This window comes from Bacillus sp. FSL R7-0646 (assembly GCF_037969865.1).
Lineage (GTDB): Bacteria > Bacillota > Bacilli > Bacillales > Bacillaceae > Bacillus > Bacillus licheniformis.
Genome location: NZ_CP150217.1, coordinates 1,849,869 through 1,868,092, shown reverse-complemented (window position 1 = coordinate 1,868,092; position 18,224 = coordinate 1,849,869). Strand labels below are relative to the sequence as shown.

General features: G+C 47.2%; 16 protein-coding genes. All 16 read right to left on the bottom strand.

All coding sequences use genetic code 11. From position 1 onward, the window contains the following. Positions 1-5: 5 nt before the first annotated feature. Positions 6-254, bottom strand: coding sequence for an HNH/endonuclease VII fold putative polymorphic toxin (locus MKY62_RS09535; protein WP_080508521.1), 249 nt, complete (start codon positions 252-254; stop codon positions 6-8). Then, positions 251-778, bottom strand: a complete 528-nt coding sequence (locus tag MKY62_RS09530) for a pre-toxin TG domain-containing protein (protein WP_003181977.1) — start codon at positions 776-778, stop codon at positions 251-253. The genes MKY62_RS09535 and MKY62_RS09530 overlap by 4 nt, the downstream gene beginning before the upstream one ends. A gap of 181 nt (positions 779-959) precedes the next feature. Next, positions 960-1,241 carry a putative quinol monooxygenase gene (locus MKY62_RS09525; RefSeq protein ID WP_003181975.1) on the bottom strand — a complete coding sequence of 94 codons (282 nt, stop codon included), beginning with the start codon at positions 1,239-1,241 and terminating at the stop codon, positions 960-962. Between the two features lie 333 nt (positions 1,242-1,574). Further along, positions 1,575-3,485: a DNA mismatch repair endonuclease MutL gene (mutL, locus tag MKY62_RS09520; RefSeq protein ID WP_003181972.1), complete on the bottom strand. Its 1,911-nt coding sequence runs from the start codon at positions 3,483-3,485 to the stop codon at positions 1,575-1,577. Between the two features lie 17 nt (positions 3,486-3,502). Then, positions 3,503-6,112 (bottom strand): DNA mismatch repair protein MutS, encoded by a 2,610-nt coding sequence (gene mutS / locus MKY62_RS09515; protein WP_011197985.1) that lies wholly within the window; start codon positions 6,110-6,112, stop codon positions 3,503-3,505. Positions 6,113-6,222: 110 nt separating this feature from the next. Then, positions 6,223-6,771, bottom strand: coding sequence for an outer spore coat protein CotE (gene cotE / locus MKY62_RS09510; protein ID WP_003181968.1), 549 nt, complete (start codon positions 6,769-6,771; stop codon positions 6,223-6,225). 242 nt (positions 6,772-7,013) lie between these two features. Further along, complete coding sequence (locus MKY62_RS09505) at positions 7,014-7,445, bottom strand: RicAFT regulatory complex protein RicA family protein (RefSeq protein ID WP_003181967.1); 432 nt, start codon at positions 7,443-7,445, stop codon at positions 7,014-7,016. 1 nt (position 7,446) lies between these two features. Then, positions 7,447-8,976: a tRNA (N6-isopentenyl adenosine(37)-C2)-methylthiotransferase MiaB gene (gene miaB / locus MKY62_RS09500; protein ID WP_003181965.1), complete on the bottom strand. Its 1,530-nt coding sequence runs from the start codon at positions 8,974-8,976 to the stop codon at positions 7,447-7,449. A gap of 143 nt (positions 8,977-9,119) precedes the next feature. Beyond that, complete coding sequence (locus MKY62_RS09495; RefSeq protein ID WP_009328481.1) at positions 9,120-10,295, bottom strand: glycine C-acetyltransferase; 1,176 nt, start codon at positions 10,293-10,295, stop codon at positions 9,120-9,122. A 15-nt stretch (positions 10,296-10,310) separates the two neighbouring features. Beyond that, complete coding sequence (gene tdh, locus MKY62_RS09490; protein ID WP_085959523.1) at positions 10,311-11,354, bottom strand: L-threonine 3-dehydrogenase; 1,044 nt, start codon at positions 11,352-11,354, stop codon at positions 10,311-10,313. A 124-nt stretch (positions 11,355-11,478) separates the two neighbouring features. Beyond that, positions 11,479-12,399 carry a dipeptidase gene (locus MKY62_RS09485; protein WP_003181957.1) on the bottom strand — a complete coding sequence of 307 codons (921 nt, stop codon included), beginning with the start codon at positions 12,397-12,399 and terminating at the stop codon, positions 11,479-11,481. A gap of 104 nt (positions 12,400-12,503) precedes the next feature. Further along, positions 12,504-12,764, bottom strand: a complete 261-nt coding sequence (gene spoVS, locus MKY62_RS09480) for a stage V sporulation protein SpoVS (protein WP_003181955.1) — start codon at positions 12,762-12,764, stop codon at positions 12,504-12,506. Positions 12,765-12,965: 201 nt separating this feature from the next. After that, entirely contained in the window at positions 12,966-13,763 is a 798-nt protein-coding gene (locus tag MKY62_RS09475; RefSeq protein ID WP_003181930.1) for a TIGR00282 family metallophosphoesterase, read from the bottom strand. Between the two features lie 86 nt (positions 13,764-13,849). Further along, the gene (gene rny / locus MKY62_RS09470) at positions 13,850-15,409 is read right to left on the bottom strand and encodes a ribonuclease Y (protein ID WP_003181928.1); all 1,560 of its coding nucleotides are present in this window, start codon (positions 15,407-15,409) and stop codon (positions 13,850-13,852) included. A gap of 340 nt (positions 15,410-15,749) precedes the next feature. Next, positions 15,750-16,796 (bottom strand): recombinase RecA, encoded by a 1,047-nt coding sequence (gene recA, locus MKY62_RS09465; RefSeq protein ID WP_003181926.1) that lies wholly within the window; start codon positions 16,794-16,796, stop codon positions 15,750-15,752. 167 nt (positions 16,797-16,963) lie between these two features. Continuing rightward, positions 16,964-18,214, bottom strand: a complete 1,251-nt coding sequence (locus tag MKY62_RS09460; RefSeq protein ID WP_003181923.1) for a competence/damage-inducible protein A — start codon at positions 18,212-18,214, stop codon at positions 16,964-16,966. Positions 18,215-18,224 lie beyond the last annotated feature (10 nt).

Genomic DNA, 18,224 nt, shown 5'->3' with positions numbered 1-18,224 from the left:
ACCTTTTATTTATAGTATATATGGTGGTCTCCATTAGGACCGTATATATTAGTATATCTCTCTTTCTTAAAGTCATAGTTGAATTGATTTGCCTCTTTGTCAGGCTTACCTGCATGTGCGTGTAATCTGTTATCGTTAGTATGGGTAACAACCACTCTTAATCCTTCAGGAGTTTCGTACTCATAGTAACGTCCATGATGGGTTGGATTTGAACTATATTTATAGTTTTTATAGTCTACACCCTTCTTAGTTATATCATCGCCAACCTGCCATTGACGTGTAGGTTGTTGCCAGCTAAGTCTTTTGCCTGATTGAGAGCTTGTTTTCTATTAATTTTAGGCGTAGCATTAGCACTTCTCTCGGCATTCGAAACCCTTTTCGCCGTCTTCGCACCTTTAGTGGCTTTGAAAGCATATTTCCCTACCTTGACTACTTTAGTAGCGGGTATGACAGAAACACCGGACAGGATACGGTCAGTGACGGTTAGTTTTTCACCAGTCACAGGGTCAACACCTGTTATCGCTCTATAACCATCATAACCACCGGACAATTCCCCAACTGTGTCTTTAGCCCAATCAAGAGCTTTTTCAATGTTGCTTTTCTTCACTCTGCTTTCCGGTATGCGACTGACAAGTTCGTATTTCACTTCACCGCCGGATATGTATTTTCGGACAATTTGACCGTTTGAATAAAGCATGTACGAACCGCCGATGAAGTCCTTGCCTGTACCGATTTCATCGGTGACATCGACAGAACCGAGCTTTTTGTATCCCTTCATATCATGCAGTGAATCAAATCATTACAGTACCTCGGACAAAAAAATTTTCTAATCACTGCTATGAATAATCTGATGATTTCTAAATGAAAATGATGACTGTTGGCAGCGTTGGACAACAATCCTCCAACAATTTTCCACTCGATTACGGGGGTTAATTTTTCGTCATTGAATGTTTCGCGCTTTAATCATTCACATTGCTTTTGATTAACCATTCTACTTCTGTTAATTGTTGATTTTGAACATCTTTTGTGTGTTTTTTCGTGAAATGGGCTTTAACAGCTTCTTCGTTTTCCCAAATCTCCCAGAGCATTATTTTGCGCTCCGACGGTTCAAGCGGATAAGCATGGAATTGAATACACCCTTCTTCTTTGTTCGTTTTTTCCTCAAGTGTTTTGAATTCCTTCATTATTTCATTAAGGTCTTTATCGCTGATGATGTTTAAGCATGCCGTTATGTAATGCATCAAAATTCCCCCTCTTCAAGTCATTTCGTGGCTTTTCATTATAACATTTTCTAGAAAAATGAAAACAGCTGCGAAATCTGACTAATGGTTGCCTATGAGACCTGATCTCAAAGAGAAGCCCTCTTTTGGTTATCCAAATTTTCTTAGAATTATAGCTTACAATCATCCATAAAACAGAATACCCGGACGATATACGTGCCGCTTCCTAATTGTCTTCTTACAGACGGCAAGATTTAAAGCAGGCCGTCTAGTGTTAATGCGGTCAAAATGTGGTCAATAAAATCAAAATCGCCCACAGCCATTGATATACCAAAGGTTGTGAGCGATTAAAAATTACATTACCCGCTTAAACATCTTCTCCATCTCATAGGTGGAGTAGTGGATGATGATCGGCCGGCCGTGCGGGCATGTGAAAGGGTCGGATGTTCTGCGCAGCTCATCGAGCAGGGCGGTGATTTCGTCGTCCCGCAGGTGATGATTGGCTTTGATGGAGCCTTTGCAGCTCATCATGATTGCGGCTTCTTCGCGCAGTTTTTTGATGTCGATCGTGCGGTCATCAAGGACCTGCTGAATGATGTCTTCAATGATCGTCGTTTCTTCCCCTTTCGGAAACCATGTCGGGTGGCATCGGACGATATAGCTGCCGGCGCCGAACGATTCGAGAAAGACGCCGACTTTGGCTAAATCGTCCAAGTGCTGGTCGATCGTCAGCGCTTCATTTTTTGAATAATGGAATGTCAGCGGCACAAGCAGGTCCTGGACTTCCGATTCGACTTCCCCGACTTTTTCACGGAAATATTCGTATTTGATCCGCTCCTGTGCGGCGTGCTGATCGATGATGTACAGCCCGTTTTCATTTTGGGCAAGTATGTAGGTGCCGTGCATTTGGCCGATCGGATACATGATCGGCACCCTTTCTTTTGGCGTCTCTTCGTCCTGGACGTTCTCTCCTGCCTGTTCCGGTTCTGCTTGTACGGCCGGCGCGGCTTCAGGCGTATACTCTTCAGCTCCGGGCCATTCAGGCTCGGTGTCCTGCATTACGTTTTCTTCGCGCTCTACGGGAGCGGAAGGCGGCGGGTCTTTGACAAGCGAGCTTAATTTCATCGCCGAAAACGAAGGCTCCGGCTTATACTCTCTTTCAACATCAGAATCAGAAAGAGGTGCCGGTTCTCGTACCTGGTCGAAATCAAGCTTTTGCTGCTCTGGTTTATTGATCAGAGGTGCGGTTTTTTTCGGGACCTGCACGCTTGGAATGAGCTGCTGCTGTTTAAAGACGTCTTTGATGGCGTCGCGAATCAGCTCGTGAAGCTCCGTCTCTTTGCTCAGCCTGACCTCCAGCTTTGACGGGTGCACGTTGACGTCCACAAGGAGCGGGTCCATGTTGATTTCAATGAACGTGATCGGATGGCGGCCGATCGGAAGAAGCGTATGGTAGCCCTCGTGGATCGCTTTTACGAGCGGGAAGTTTTTAATGTATCTGCCGTTGACGACAGATGACATGTAATTTCGCGAGGCGCGCGTAATTTCAGGAAGAGCGATATAGCCCTTCACTTCAAAGTCAAGAGATCTCGCTTCAAGCGGGAGCATTTTTTTGGCAACCGCCGTGCCGTAAATCGCCGCAAGCACGTGGCGGACATCGCCGTTTCCGTTTGTCTGCAGAAGCGTTTTCCCTTGATGACGCAGCCTGATCGAAACTTCCGGATGGGCAAGGGCGATTCTGTTGACCACATCTGTGATGTTGCCAAGCTCGGTATGAATCGTTTTCATGTATTTCAGCCTTGCCGGCGTATTGAAAAACAGGTTGGTAACCGTAATTTCGGTTCCTCTGCGGCTTGGCGCTTTTTGCTCGGAAATGATTCTTCCCCCCTGCAGCGTCAAATGGGTGCCTGCCCCTTCTCCGGTGCTCGTTTTAATGCTTAAGTGTGAGACAGACGCGATACTTGGCAAAGCTTCTCCGCGAAATCCGAGCGTTCTGACGCGAAACAGGTCGTTTTCGTCTTTGATTTTGCTTGTGGCATGACGCAAAAAAGCCGTTCTGCAGTCTTCTGCGTCCATCCCTTCGCCGTCGTCAAGCACTTTAATCGAGGCGAGACCCGCTTCTTCAACATCGATTTCAATCACGGAGCTGTTCGCATCGATTGCATTTTCGACAAGCTCTTTGACGACCGACGCCGGCCTTTCCACTACTTCACCCGCCGCGATTTTATTCGATAAATCGTCAGGCAGCTGAACAATTTTTGCCAAGTTGGCTCACCTCTTTGTTACTTTAATTTTTTTTGCAGCCTGTACAGTTCATTCATGACTTGTATAGGCGTCATATCGAGCAGATCCATCGCTTTAAATTCGGCTAAAACAGCCTGCTCTTTTTTGGAGAGCTTCGTCTCTTTTTCTATTGGCTTGTCCGTCTCAAAAAATGACAGCTGGGCCGGTTGATCTGCAACAGTCGCCGCGGCTTCTTCCGCCGCCTCTTTTACCATATTCGGTGCCGTTGATGGAGCGGCTTCTTTTGCGCCGGATTCAAGTTCTTTCAGGATCGTTTTCGCCCTGCTGATCAAACCGTCGGGCAATTCAGCCAGCTGCGCGACATGGATACCGTAGCTTTTATCTGCTGCTCCTTCTTTTATCTGGTGAAGGAAAACGACCTTTCCTTCGTATTCTTCCGCACGAACGTGGACATTCTTCAAATCGTCCAGCTTTTCTTCAAGGGACGTCAGCTCGTGGTAGTGAGTGGAAAATAAAGTCTTCGCGCCGATGTGCTCGTGAACGTACTCGATGATCGCTTGTGCAAGCGCCATTCCGTCGTAAGTGGACGTACCCCGGCCGATTTCGTCAAATAAAATCAAGCTGTTTTTCGTCGCATGGACGATCGCGTTTTTGGCTTCAAGCATTTCCACCATAAACGTGCTCTGTCCGGATATAAGATCATCCGCTGCGCCAATTCTCGTAAAGATCTGATCAAAGATCGGCAGCACCGCTTTTTTCGCAGGAACAAAGCAGCCGATCTGCGCCAAAATGGAGATCAGCGCCATCTGTCTCATATACGTGCTTTTCCCGGACATATTCGGCCCGGTGATTAAAAGCATCTGCCTGCCTTTGCCCATTTCACAGCTGTTCGGAACGTAAGACTGGCTGTCCATCACCTTTTCTACGACCGGATGCCGTCCGTCGATCACCTGAACGACATCATCGGAAAACTCCGGCTTAACATAGTGCCGGTTTTCGCTGATCGTCGCAAAACATTGGAGCACATCAAGCTCGCTCATCATTTTTGCCAGCTGCTGCAAGCGCGGGATATATTCCTTCACCTTGCTGCGAAGCTCGGAAAACAGCTCATACTCCAGCTCGCAAATATTGTTTTCCGCTTCGAGAATCAGGGCTTCTTTTTCTTTCAGCTCCGGCGTGATGTAGCGTTCTGCATTGGTCAGCGTCTGCTTCCGTTCATAGCGGCCTTCTTCAAGCAGATGGATGTTCGCTTTCGTCACTTCAATATAATAGCCGAACACCTTGTTAAAGCCGACTTTTAAAGAGCGGATTCCCGTGTACTCGCGTTCCTGCTGCTCAAGCCTTGCGATCCAGTCTTTTCCGTTCTTGCTTGCGTCCCTGTATTCATCCAGTTTCGCGTGGTAGCCGTCTTTGATTAAGTTCCCCTCTTTTAATGAAAGAGGCGGATTCTCGTATAGCGCGTCTTCCAAAAGATTCAAAAGATCGCCGCACGGATCGATTTTCTCGGCGCGCGCTTTTGCTTTCGGATGGTCGAGGGAGCCGACAAGCTGTTTGATGGCCGGGACTTGTTTCAGCGATTCCTTCAGCTGGATCAAATCTCTGGCGTTGACGTTGCCGTATGCGACCCTTCCGGCGAGCCGCTCGAGGTCGTATACTTCCTTCAGCCGTTCGCGCAAATCTTCCCGCTCAAACAGATGGGCGATCAGCGTTTCAACGATTTCCTGGCGCTCTTCGATCTGTCCCTTTCTGATCAGCGGCCTGTCGATCCATTGCTTTAACAGCCGCCCTCCCATGGCCGTTTTCGTTTCATCCAAAAGCCAAAGAAGCGAGCCTTTTTTGTTTTTCGAACGGATCGTTTCCGTCAGTTCAAGATTGCGTTTCGAGTACAAATCGATTTTCATCGCTTCTTCGAGCTCGTAGGCCTGAACGTTTTGAAGGTGGTCGAGGCTTCTTTTCTGCGTCCGCTTCAAGTAGACGTAAAGCCTCATAAACGTATCGACAAGCTCTTTGGACCCCAGTCCGTTCACAATGCCAGGCACTTCATCCGCTTGTTCATCCTCGAAAGAGATCGTGGCGCCGCAGCGCTCTTTCAGCATTGCGACGTCTTTCTCGTCAAGGTTGCGGCTGACGACGATTTCCCTTGCTCCGACAGAGTAAATCTCGGAAACGACATCATCAAGCCTTTCGATAGCCGTTACTAAATTCTCGCCCGTCGTCAAATCAGAAAAAGCGAGCCCGTATGTATGCTGAAATTTACTGACAGAGGCGATAAAGTTGTTTTCATTTTCATGAATCCCTTTGCCGTCCATCACGGTGCCGGGTGTGATCAGCTGCACGACTTCCCTTTTGACGACTCCTTTGGCCGATTTAGGGTCCTCCACCTGTTCACAGATCGCGACTTTATAGCCTTTTTTAATGAGCTGTTCGATATACGAAGAGCAGGAATGATAAGGAACCCCGCACATCGGGATTCTTTCGCTTGATCCTCCGTCCCTGCTCGTCAGCGTGATTTCGAGCTCCTGAGACGCCTTTTTTGCATCTTCAAAAAACATCTCATAAAAGTCGCCAAGACGAAAAAATAAAAAGGCATCCTGATACTCTGCCTTAATCTTTAAATATTGCTGTATCATAGGCGTGTAGCCTGCCATATTTAATCCCTCACTATGTATAAACGTTTCTATTGATTCCAACACTCATTATACCATAAAGATTCGTGCTGAAAAAAAAGAAACTAGGGCGGTGTTTCCCTAGCTTCCTTTTATTCTTCTGGATCTCCAACCAAAAACTCGGGATTGATATCCTCAAGTTCTTCATCAAGCTCTTCTTCCCACGCTTCTTCTTCATCGCTTTCCGTCCAATCAGAATTGACCTCTACGACGACCTTCGTCTCGCCGACGACCTCTGCTAAAAATTCTCTTTCCGCCTGTACAACCACTTTGTTTCCGTTCGGAGAAATGGTCACTTCAAGGCAGTTCGGCTGCTGAAGCACTTTCGCAATGACTTCGTGTTCATCATCTAAGTAATTTTTGTCGCGATACCGGAGCTTAATGACATCAACATAGGAAACGCGTTCTGTCACAACTTCGGTTTTGGTGTTGTCCGCATATGAATACCAGACGTTGATATCATATGTCCCTTCAATTTCCACGGTTTTTCCGATTTTTTCAGCGTCATACTTATGATTGATAATCCAACCGCCTAAAATACTGGTTGGCTTTTGCGAAGGGGAGATTGTATGAGTGGACTGGGTGAATTTCCGGCCTTTCGCGACCACCGCTTTAGTGATAATTTCCCTGTATTCAGACATTCGGTCATGCCTCCTTGTTTTTCCTCGTATTATCCTATGCTGGGCATTCGTCTAATGTGCGTTCCTTGAGAAATCAAAATAAATTCCCATATAATGAATCTGTTTAAGTGTATGCAGGTAAAAGGATAAACTTGACTTAAATCAGAAAAGAAAAAGACAGCCGAAAAACGAATCTTTTCAATAAGCCGTCGCGGCGGGAAATTGAATTCAAAAAAAACGGCGCCTTAAAAGGCGCCGCCAAATTATAGAGAACAGCTCGGTGATGAATTTTTCACTTTTGAACCGGTCTCGCCTTTCAGCAGGTCTCCCCCGGTCGATGTGATGATCTCGTTTGTCACTTGGTTTGATATTGTATGCGCGACAAGCTGAAGAAGGTCGTTGACTTCCATTTGGGAGTCTCTGAACTCTTGAATGATCGGAATCTCGTCAAGCTCTTCCTGAAGCGCGTCAATCTTTGCTTCCGTTTGTTTAAGCGCTTCGTGCTTTTCGTAATGTTTAAAGTTGACGGCTTGCTTTTGCAGGGCTTTGATTTGGTTGATTATGCCCGTTATTTTGGCATTCTCATTAATCTGTGCCTCCGCTTTTTTGAAAAAGTCGACTTCTTCCGTTTCTGCAATCATTTTTGCGAGCTCCCGCGCTTTTGCAACAATCTCTTTTTTCGTATAAAGCGTCACTTTACTTCACCTCGATTGCTTCTCCTACCATTTCCCCGTCAAGCGACCAAGTTTTCGCCTGGTGGATTTTCACGTTGACAAGCTGGCCGATCGCTTCTTTTGGTCCTTTGAAGTTGACAAGCTTGTTTTTCCGTGTATAGCCGGCAAGGATATCAGGGTTGTTTTTACTTTCACCCTCTACTAACACTTCGACAACCTGCCCCTCATATTCCTTCATTTTCTTCGCGGAAATTTCGTTGACCACTTCATTTAACCGCTGAAGCCGTTCTTTTTTCACGCGCATCGGAACATTGTCTTTCATTTTGGCAGCAGGCGTTCCTTCGCGAGGCGAGTAGATGAACGTATAGGCGCTGTCAAATTCAACCTCTCTGTATAAAGAGAGCGTTTCTTCAAATTGCTCGTCTGTTTCGTTCGGGAAGCCGACGATAATGTCCGTTGTTAAGGATGCGTTCGGCATCGCTTTTTTAATTTTGGCGACAAGCTCAAGATAGCGCTCCCGGTCGTATTTGCGCGCCATCAGTTTCAAGACATCCGAGCTTCCGGACTGGACAGGCAGATGGATGTGGTCCAGAAGGTTTCCGCCTTTTGCGAGCACCTCGATCAGATGGTCGTCAAAATCGCGCGGATGGCTTGTCGTGAAGCGGATTCGCGGAATGTCGATTTTGCGGAGTTCATCCATCAAGTGGCCGAGTCCGTATTCCATATCCTCAAAATCTTTGCCGTAGGCGTTGACGTTCTGTCCGAGAAGCGTGATTTCTTTGTAGCCTTCAGCCGCAAGCCTTCTCACTTCCTGGATGATGTCTTCAGGACGTCTGCTTCGTTCTTTTCCTCTTGTGTACGGCACGATGCAGTACGTACAGAACTTGTCGCAGCCGTACATGATGTTGACCCAGCCTTTAATTTTGCCGGTGCGGACTTTCGGAAGGTTTTCAATGACATCGCCTTCTTTAGACCACACTTCGATGACCATTTCTTTTGACAGATAAGCCTCTGACAAAAGTTCGGGCAAGCGGTGGATATTGTGTGTACCGAAAATCAGGTCGACGAACGGATGTTTCTTTAAAATCCGGTTGACGACTGATTCTTCCTGGGACATACATCCGCAGACTCCGAGGATCAAATCCGGATTGTCTTTTTTCAAAGCTTTTAAATGGCCGATTTCGCCAAACACTTTGTTTTCCGCGTTTTCCCGGATCGCACACGTGTTGAGCAAAATGACGTTTGCATCTTCCGTCGAGTCGGTCGGTTCATAGCCGAGCGCCATGAAAATCCCTGCCATCACTTCGGTATCGTGCTCATTCATCTGGCAGCCGTACGTGCGGATGTAAAACTTCCGTCCTTCGCCCATGCCTCTGAACTGCTCTGAGATTTTAAAATCGTTATGGTATTTAACCTCTTCTTTGCCGCGTTTTTTCGCATCTTTTAATGAAGGCGGAACATAAACAGCTTCGAAGTACTTGCTGTAATCCTTCTCGGATTTTTTGTCCGATGGATTGACCTGTCCGCTTTCAATGCGCTGTTTCTCATTCATGTTTTTGATCTCCTTTCAAACAAAGCTCCACTCTTCAGTATAAAGGTTCTCGGTTGTCAGCACAACCCAGAACCCATCATTGTACACTAACTGAAAATGATTATCAATGGTTATTTGCTTTGTTCAAAAAGAAATCGATGAGTTTAAAGCAGACCCGCTTTTTTAGCGCCGGTTTGAATGATTTCAAGCGCTTTATCGAGCTCTTCTTTCGAATGCTGGGCGGTCATGATCGTTCTGATCCGCGCTTTGCCTTTCGGGACGGTCGGAAATACAATGGCCTGGGCAAATAAACCGAGCTCAAAAAGCGTGTTTGAGAAGCGGCATGCCGCAGCTTCATCACCGATCAAAATCGGCGTAATCGGCGTTTCGCTCTTAATCAGCGGAAGGCCGATTTTTTCAAGCTCTTTTTTGAAGTACGCGGTATTGTCCCAAAGCTTTTTAATCAATGAAGGTTCCTCCATCAGCACATTGACCGCTTCAATGCATGCCGCAGTGACGGCCGGCGGATGGGAAGTACTGAAGAGAAACGGTCTTCCTTTATGCTTTAAGTAGTCGATCAGCACCTTGGATCCGGCCGCATAGCCTCCTAATACGCCGATCGCCTTGCTGAGTGTGCCGACTTGAATGTGAACCTTCCCGTCCAGCCCGAAATGGTGAACCGTTCCGCGCCCGTTTTCGCCGAGAACGCCGGACGCGTGCGCGTCGTCGACCATGACAAATGCGTCATACTGTTCAGCGAGCCGGACGATTTCGGGCAGCGGCGCGATGTCTCCGTCCATCGAAAACACGCCGTCTGTAACGATAAGGCGCATTCTGTAGTTCATCGACTTTTTCAAAATCTTTTCTAAATCTTCCATGTCCGCATGCTGATATACTTTTTTGCCCGCTTTGGTGAGTCTGATGCCGTCAATGATGGAAGCATGGTTTAATTCGTCTGAGATAACAAGATCATCTTTGGTGAGAATGCTTGAAAGAATGCCTTGATTTGCGGTAAATCCGGACTGGAATACGAGTGCCGCTTCAGTGTTTTTAAATGAAGCAAGCTTCTTTTCGAGCTCATCATGCATGGTGAATGTTCCGGCTATTGTACGGACCGATCCGGTTCCAGCTCCGTACCGTTTGACCGCCTCTTCGGCCGCTTTTTGGAGGCGCGGATGAGACGTCAGCCCGAGATAGTTATTGGATGAAAGCTGTATAATGTCTTTTCCTTTCATTTTGACGGTTGATCCTTGCATTGATTCGATGATCGGCAGCTCTTGAAAAGTTCCGTTTTCTTTCATTGTATTAAGCTCGGAAGCTAAAAAATTGAATTCTTTCATATTAATCTCTCCTTTCTACGGTATCAGTACGACTTTGCCGCATTGCCCTTTTCTCATCAGTTCAAAGCCTTTTTCAAACTCTTCCATCGGGAAACGGTGAGTGATGACAGGCTTGATTTGAATCGTGCCGGATTGGAGGAGACCGCTGACCTGTCTCCACGTTTCAAACATTTTGCGGCCGGTAATTCCTTGGACCGTCAATCCTTTAAAGACGATATCATTTGTCATGTCGATGCATACGGGATGCTCAGGCAAGCTTAAGACATGAACCCGTCCTCCGTTTGCCGCCATTTTTAAACTTTGGCGGATTGCCGTCGGATGGCCTGACATTTCGCAAACCAAGTCCGCCCCTTCACCATTTGTTAAAGCGCTTACATTTTTGAGCGGATCTTCTTTTTCAACGGAGATGATATCGGTTGCCCCCATTTGCAATGCAAGGTCGAGCCTGTATTCATTTTTATCGATGGCGATCACCTGCGCCGCCCCAGACGCTTTTGCAACTGCCACGGCCATCAGTCCGATCGGTCCGCAGCCGACGACAGCGACTTTCACTCCAGCCGTCATTCCCGTCAGAACCGTATGCACGGCATTTCCGAGCGGTTCTTGAATAGAAGCGAGATCCTCAGGCATGCCGGCCGGGTTTTTCCAAATGTTTGCGGCGGGCATTTTGACATATTCAGCAAAACAGCCGTCTGTATCGACACCGAGAATCAGCGTTTTTTTGCAGACATGCTCTTTTCCGGTCAAACACGGCAGGCACTTTCCGCAAACGATGTGCGTTTCTGCCGAAACATACTCCCCTTCTTTTACCGTAGTCACATTTTCCCCCACTTGAACAACTTCGCCGGAAAATTCGTGGCCGAACACATAAGGCGGTTTAACCCTGCTTTTCGCCCATTCATCCCAATTATAAATATGGACATCGGTTCCGCAAATCGATGCGGCTTTGACTTTGATCAGGACCTCGTGTTTGTCGATCTTCGGAATCGGGACGAGCTCGAAGCTGGCGCCCGGCTCCCCCGGCTTCTTGATAAGCGCTTTCATATTTCCGTCCAAGATGAACAGACCCCCTTTGTAAAATCGCTTTACAAAAGGATTGTAGCACGATAATCAGTCTTGGTAAACACCAGTGTCCTTCTGGAGAAAACAGATGAACACCCTCTGAAAAATGTATGATATTTTTTTAAAATGGGATGCGGCTGATGAAATTTTGAAAGAGAAATCCGTCGACTTGACTTGGTGTATATGAGCGCTGCAGCGCTTCGATCAGATTCCCGTAATCTTTGTGGGCTTCAAGATTCGGAATGACACGGTCGATGCCGTCAAAATCAGACCCGAATCCGATATGCCGCTCGCCTCCTAAAGAGCAGACATGGTCAATATGCGAGAGGATATCTTTGATCACAGGCGTTTTTCCGTTTCTCACGAATTCAGGGACAAATGTCAAGCCGATGACGCCGTTCTTATCAATAAGCGCTTTGATTTGATCGTCTTTTAAATTTCTCGGATGAGGGCAAAGGCTGCGGGCATTCGAATGAGAGGCGATCGGATACGCCGCCGTTTCAATCGCACCCCAAAAGCTTTTTTCGGATAAATGGGAGAGATCTGTCCATGCCCGGTTTTTGTTCGCCTTGCGAATCAGTCTTTCCCCGTAAGAAGTCAAGCCGGCGTTTCTTTCTTCTAAAGCGCCGTCTGCGAACGTATTGGCCCAGTTCCATGTCAGGCCGAAACTTCTGACTCCGAGCTGAAAAAAGATGTCAAACAGCCTTAAGTTTTTTGCGATCGGCTCACAGCCTTCCATCGTTAAAATGATGCCGGTTTCATCGCTTTTGAGCTTGTCGATATCGGCTTTATTTTTGATCAGTTTGATCCGCTTGTACTTTGCAATTTTTTCGTGAAACAGCTGGATCTGCATAAGCGCCATTTCAAGCCTTATTGTGTCTGGCACGGTTTCAGGCAGAAAAATCGCCAGACACTGCACTTTCGCCTTTCCGTTTAAAAGCGCTTGGACCGGCGTTTGAAGCGACGGGTCGCTGTATTCATTGAGCTTCGGATTTTTCCAGAGCTTCAGCAGCAAATCAGAGTGGGCATCAAAAATCTTCATGTTGATCCTCTCCCGGCTGATTTTTCAAAAACGGACAAACCAAAAACAACCCGCTTACGTAAAAGTAAGCAGGTTGAAGCATTTGAAAAAGAGTGATCTTTCTATCAGCGAGGCTCTACGATTAGCTTAATCGCTGTTCGTTCTTCACCGTCAATTTGAATGTCCGTAAACGCCGGAATGCAAATCAGATCGACTCCGCTCGGCGCTACAAATCCCCGTGCAATCGCTACCGCTTTAACAGCCTGATTTAATGCCCCAGCTCCGATTGCTTGAATTTCTGCAGCCCCTCGTTCCCTCAAGACTCCTGCGAGCGCACCTGCGACCGAGTTTGGATTTGATTTTGCTGAAACCTTTAATATTTCCATTCCTGCTCCCCCTTAAGTTTACAATGGATAAGTGAGTGTTCATTAGAACAATCATTATTAGATGTTGCTATTTTCAAAGCCATCCCCTTTTAATTGCTTTTCAAAAATAGCAGGGTACCTTCCATTTTTACTATATTCACGATAGGACCGGGATATTCCTGCTTTCCTTTTAATATTTTTCTAAAATGATTTTCTGTTTAGTTATTCAAAAAACATGTGGTCGTCATTAATTAATATCCGGTCAATTTTAACGGCTTTCTTGCTCTGTTCGTCGATGTCGATGACAACTCCGCTCAGAGTTGTGCGGCCTTCGGCAATCTCAAAACGGACGGGCAGGCTCGTTTTAAAACGCTTGATAATCGTCTCGCGGTCGACGCCGAGAATACCGTCGTAAGGCCCAGTCATCCCCACGTCTGTTATATATGCCGTGCCTTTCGGAAGAATGCGGTTGTCCGCTGTCTGAACATGCGTGTGCGTTCCGACAACCGCTGAAACGCGGCCGTCCGTATACCAGCCGATCGCCTGCTTTTCGCTTGTCGCTTCGGCATGAAAATCGATAAAGATGAACGGCGTTCTTTTTGACGCTTCTTCTATTAATTCATCAGCTTTTCGAAATGGGCAATCGATCGCAGGCAGAAAAGTGCGGCCTTGCAAATTGATCACAGCCAGTTCCTTCGAACCGTTTGTTTTTATGTATGTGATGCCTTTTCCAGGCGTGCCTTCGGGAAAATTGGCGGGTCTGACGATCTGCGGCGCATCATCAATAAAATCAAATATTTCCCTTTTATCCCATGTGTGGTTTCCCATCGTGAGAACGTCGGCTCCAGCTTGAATGAGCTGGTGATATATTTTTTCGGTAATGCCTTTTCCGTGTGCGGCGTTTTCTCCGTTGACGATGACGGCATTCGGTTTATATTTGAGCTTCAGCTTCGGCAAATAGGTTTTGATCATGTCTCTGCCGGGCGAACCGACGACATCTCCAATAAATAAAATTCTCATAATTTGACCCTTTCTTTTTTTAAATAGGTTTTAATTATAGTGTTACACAAGGAAACAAAAAAATAAAGTGGCGCATTCGCACCACTTTATTTTGCGTATTCAACGGCTCTCGTTTCCCTGATTACGGTTACCTTGATGTGTCCAGGGTAGTCAAGCTCGTCCTCAATTCGTTTTCGAATATCACGCGCCAAACGATGGGCTTCAAGATCATTGATTGAGTCAGGTTTGACCATGATCCGCACCTCTCGTCCCGCTTGTATCGCGAATGATTTTTCAACACCTTCGTATGATTCGGAGATTTCTTCCAGTTTTTCAAGCCTGCGAATATAGTTTTCGAGCGTTTCGCTTCTTGCGCCTGGTCTTGCGGCAGACAGCGCATCGGCTGCGGCCACGAGCACGGCGATGATGGAAGTCGGCTCCTGATCTCCGTGGTGAGATGCGATACTGTTGATGACAACTGGATGCTCTTTATACTTGGTGGCCAGTTCCACACCGATTTCAACGTGGCTTCCTTCCACCTCATGGTCAATCGCTTTCCCGATATCATGAAGAAGTCCTGCCCTTTTTGCGAGCGTTACGTCTTCTCCGAGCTCTGAAGCCATCAAGCCTGTCAGAAACGCCACTTCCATTGAATGTTTCAGTACATTCTGTCCGTAGCTCGTTCTGAACTTCAAGCGGCCGAGGATTTTGATTAAATCGGGATGAAGACCGTGAACTCCAACTTCAAACGTCGTCTGTTCACCCATTTCGCGGATGTAATCATCCACTTCACGGCGGGATTTCTCAACCATTTCTTCGATTCTGGCAGGATGAATGCGGCCATCCTGAACGAGTTTATCAAGAGCGATCCTGGCTGTTTCACGCCTGATCGGATCAAATCCTGAAAGGATAACGGCTTCCGGCGTATCGTCGATGATCAGATCGATCCCCGTCAATGTTTCCAATGTACGGATATTACGTCCTTCACGTCCGATAATGCGGCCTTTCATCTCATCATTTGGAAGGTTGACAACTGAAACCGTTGTCTCGGCCACATGATCTGCCGCACAGCGCTGTAAAGCCAATGAAAGAATATTTTTCGCCTTTTTATCAGCCTCTTCTTTCGCTCGATTTTCACTTTCTTTCATCATGATCGCGATGTCATGGGAAAGCTCGTTTTCAACCCGTTCCAGAATGATTTGCTTCGCTTCATCTCGCGTCAGACTTGAAATACGCTCCAACTCTGACTGCTGCATACGAATCATTTCATCCACTTTGCTTTCCATCTCTTCAATATGTTGTTGTCGTTCATTCAGAGAATGATCTTTCTTCTCCAACATCGCTTCCCGTTTATCTAATGATTCATCTTTTCGGTCAAGGTTCTCTTCCTTTTGAAGTAAACGGTTTTCTTGTTTTTGAAGCTCATTTCGTCTTTCACGAACTTCTTGTTCAGCTTCTATCCGAAGCGTATGAATCTCGTCCTTTGCTTCAAGAAGGGCTTCTTTTTTCAACGCTTCAGCATCCCGCTTTGCGTCTCCAAGAATTTGTTCGGCTGCATTTCGCGCACCTGAAATTTTTGCTTCGGCAATGATTTTACGAACATAGTAGCCAACAACTAAACAGAATAGGCTCAGCAAAATGGAGATGAGAATTGCTAAAGGACTCATAACTTTCACCTCCTCTTGCTATGAACTTGTCTTGCTAAAAGTAAGTGTCGGCATGTACATTGTACTTCTTCTCAACATACAGAACCTTCACAGGGAGTGAAGCGGATTCACAGCCCTTGTCAAGTTTAAATGTTTATCAATCATGTTAAGAAAAACAAGTGATACAATTTCATTGTAATTGTGTGGGAAATACTTGTCAAGCTTACGGTCTTAACGTTTCTGGATTAAACGCCTTTCAAACTGCCCTCATGAAGAGGATGGATGGAAGAGAAGCGCCTGAAAGCGAAGAATAAAGTAAAAGGCTGCCGATCGGGCCGGCAGCCTTTCACACGTTTCATGATTAAAACTCGAGTTCTTCCTGAGCTTGGGCCTCGTCTTCCTGTGCAGGAGCAGCGCCTCCAGTATCCAAACCGTAGTGCTCCCGGATCTGCTCTTGAATCATCAAAAGGATATCCTTGTTTTCTTTCAGGAACTGTTTGGCGTTTTCACGGCCTTGTCCAAGGCGTTCCTCCTGATAAGAGTACCATGCACCGCTCTTTTGAACGATGTCAAGCTCTGTTCCGAGGTCGATGATTTCCCCTTCTTTTGAAATTCCTTCCCCGTACATAATGTCCACTTCGGCTGTCCGGAATGGAGGTGCCACTTTGTTTTTCACGACTTTGATTTTCGTCTTGTTCCCCATGACGTCGTTGCCTTGTTTCAGCTGCTCTGCGCGGCGCACTTCAAGGCGGACAGAAGAGTAGAATTTCAGCGCTCTTCCGCCTGGCGTCGTCTCAGGATTTCCAAACATGACACCGACTTTTTCACGAATCTGGTTGATAAAGATCGCGATGGTCTTCGATTTATTGATCGCTCCGGAAAGCTTGCGAAGCGCCTGAGACATCAGTCTGGCCTGCAAACCGACGTGGGAATCCCCCATATCTCCTTCGATTTCAGCTTTCGGCACAAGCGCTGCTACAGAGTCGATGACAACGATATCCACCGCTCCGCTTCTGACAAGGGCTTCAGCGATTTCGAGCGCCTGCTCGCCCGTATCAGGCTGTGACAGCAAAAGCTCATCAATGTTGACGCCCAGCTTTTGTGCATAGACGGGATCAAGCGCGTGTTCGGCGTCGATGAACGCCGCTTGTCCGCCCTGCTGCTGAACTTCGGCAATCGCATGAAGCGCCACCGTCGTTTTACCGGAGCTTTCAGGCCCGTATACTTCAATAATCCGGCCGCGCGGGTATCCGCCCACTCCAAGAGCCGCATCGAGCGCTAAAGAACCGCTCGGAACTGTTGAAATTCTCGTTTCAGTTTGTTCGCCGAGTTTCATAATCGAACCTTTACCAAACTGCTTTTCTATTTGTTTAAGCGCCATATCTAAGGCTGCCTGACGATCACTCATTCTATTTTCCTCCTTTATCACTTCCGCTATATCTACTATACCTTGTTTATGCGGATTTGCCAAGAAAAAAGCGAACGCATATTCGATTTTTTTAAGAGGAAAAATCGATCTCCTAAAATGGAATGGCCTTTTTCGAAAGAAAGATATTCCGAAAATCCGGTTTCCGCTTATTTTTCCATCATTTTCAGCAACAGATGGCAGCCGTATTTGGCAGAACGCTTCCGCACCGCAGACCTGGATCCGGCGAACTGAAATTCGAACGCTTCCTCAGCCTGGTCCTTCACGGAGATGCCGATAAACACCTTTCCAGCCGGATGGCCTTCTTGCGTATTCGGCCCGGCTACTCCAGTGAAGCTGATGCCGATATCGCTTCCTGTCTTGACTCTGATGCCTGCGGCGAGCTCTTTAGCGCATTGCGCGCTGACCGCACCATAGCGCTGCAGCGTGTCTTCCGAAACGCCGGCCGCTGACACTTTCAATTCGTTTGTGTAGCAGACGGCGCCGCCTTTGAAATATTCGGAAGCGCCGCTCATTTCCGTCAGCCAGCTGGAAAAAAGCCCGCCTGTAAAGCTTTCCGCAGCAGCCAGAGTCATACCCTTGCTCCGGCATGCTTTCGCAAGCTCTTCTGCGAGGGATGTATCATCATACCCGTAAAAGAATTCTCCGACCCGCTCCAAAATGCGGTCTTCCGTTTCTTTTAACAAGCGGTTTGTCTCCTCCGGATCCGCATGCTTTGCCGTAAGCCTGAGCGTGACTTCCCCGTCTGCCGCAAGCGGAGCGATTGTCGGATTAGTCTGCGCATCGATGAGATCTTCCAAATCGGTTTCAAGCTGGGATTCACCGATGCCGAAGAAGCGCAGCACCCTTGACACGATCTTTTCCCTCGAGCCGAGCTTTTCCAAAATCAGCGGCTTCGCTTCGTTTTCAAACATCGGCTCCAGCTCTTTCGGAGGTCCCGGCAGAAGCATATAAAAGCGCGATTCATGCTCAAGCAGCATTCCCGGAGCCATCCCAAAGCGGTTCGGCAGAACATCGGATCCTTCGAGGATCAGCGCCTGTTTGCGGTTGTTCGGCGACATCTCCCGGTTCGTTTTTTTGAAGTAATCCTGAATCGATTCGAAGGCTTCATCGTCGAGCTTAAGAGGGCGCCCGACAACTTCGGCGATCGTTTCTTTTGTCAGATCGTCTTTCGTCGGTCCGAGGCCTCCCGAAAAAATGATGAAGTCAGACCTTTGCTGCGCTGTCTGAATGACTTGTTTAAGGCGCTCCGGATTGTCTCCCACCGCCGTGTGATAAAAGACGTTAATGCCGATTTCGGCCAAATGCCTGCTGATAAACTGAGCATTTGTATTAACGATTTGTCCGAGCAGAAGCTCAGAGCCGACAGCGATAATTTCCGCTTTTCTTTCCAACTTCATTGTTTCCACT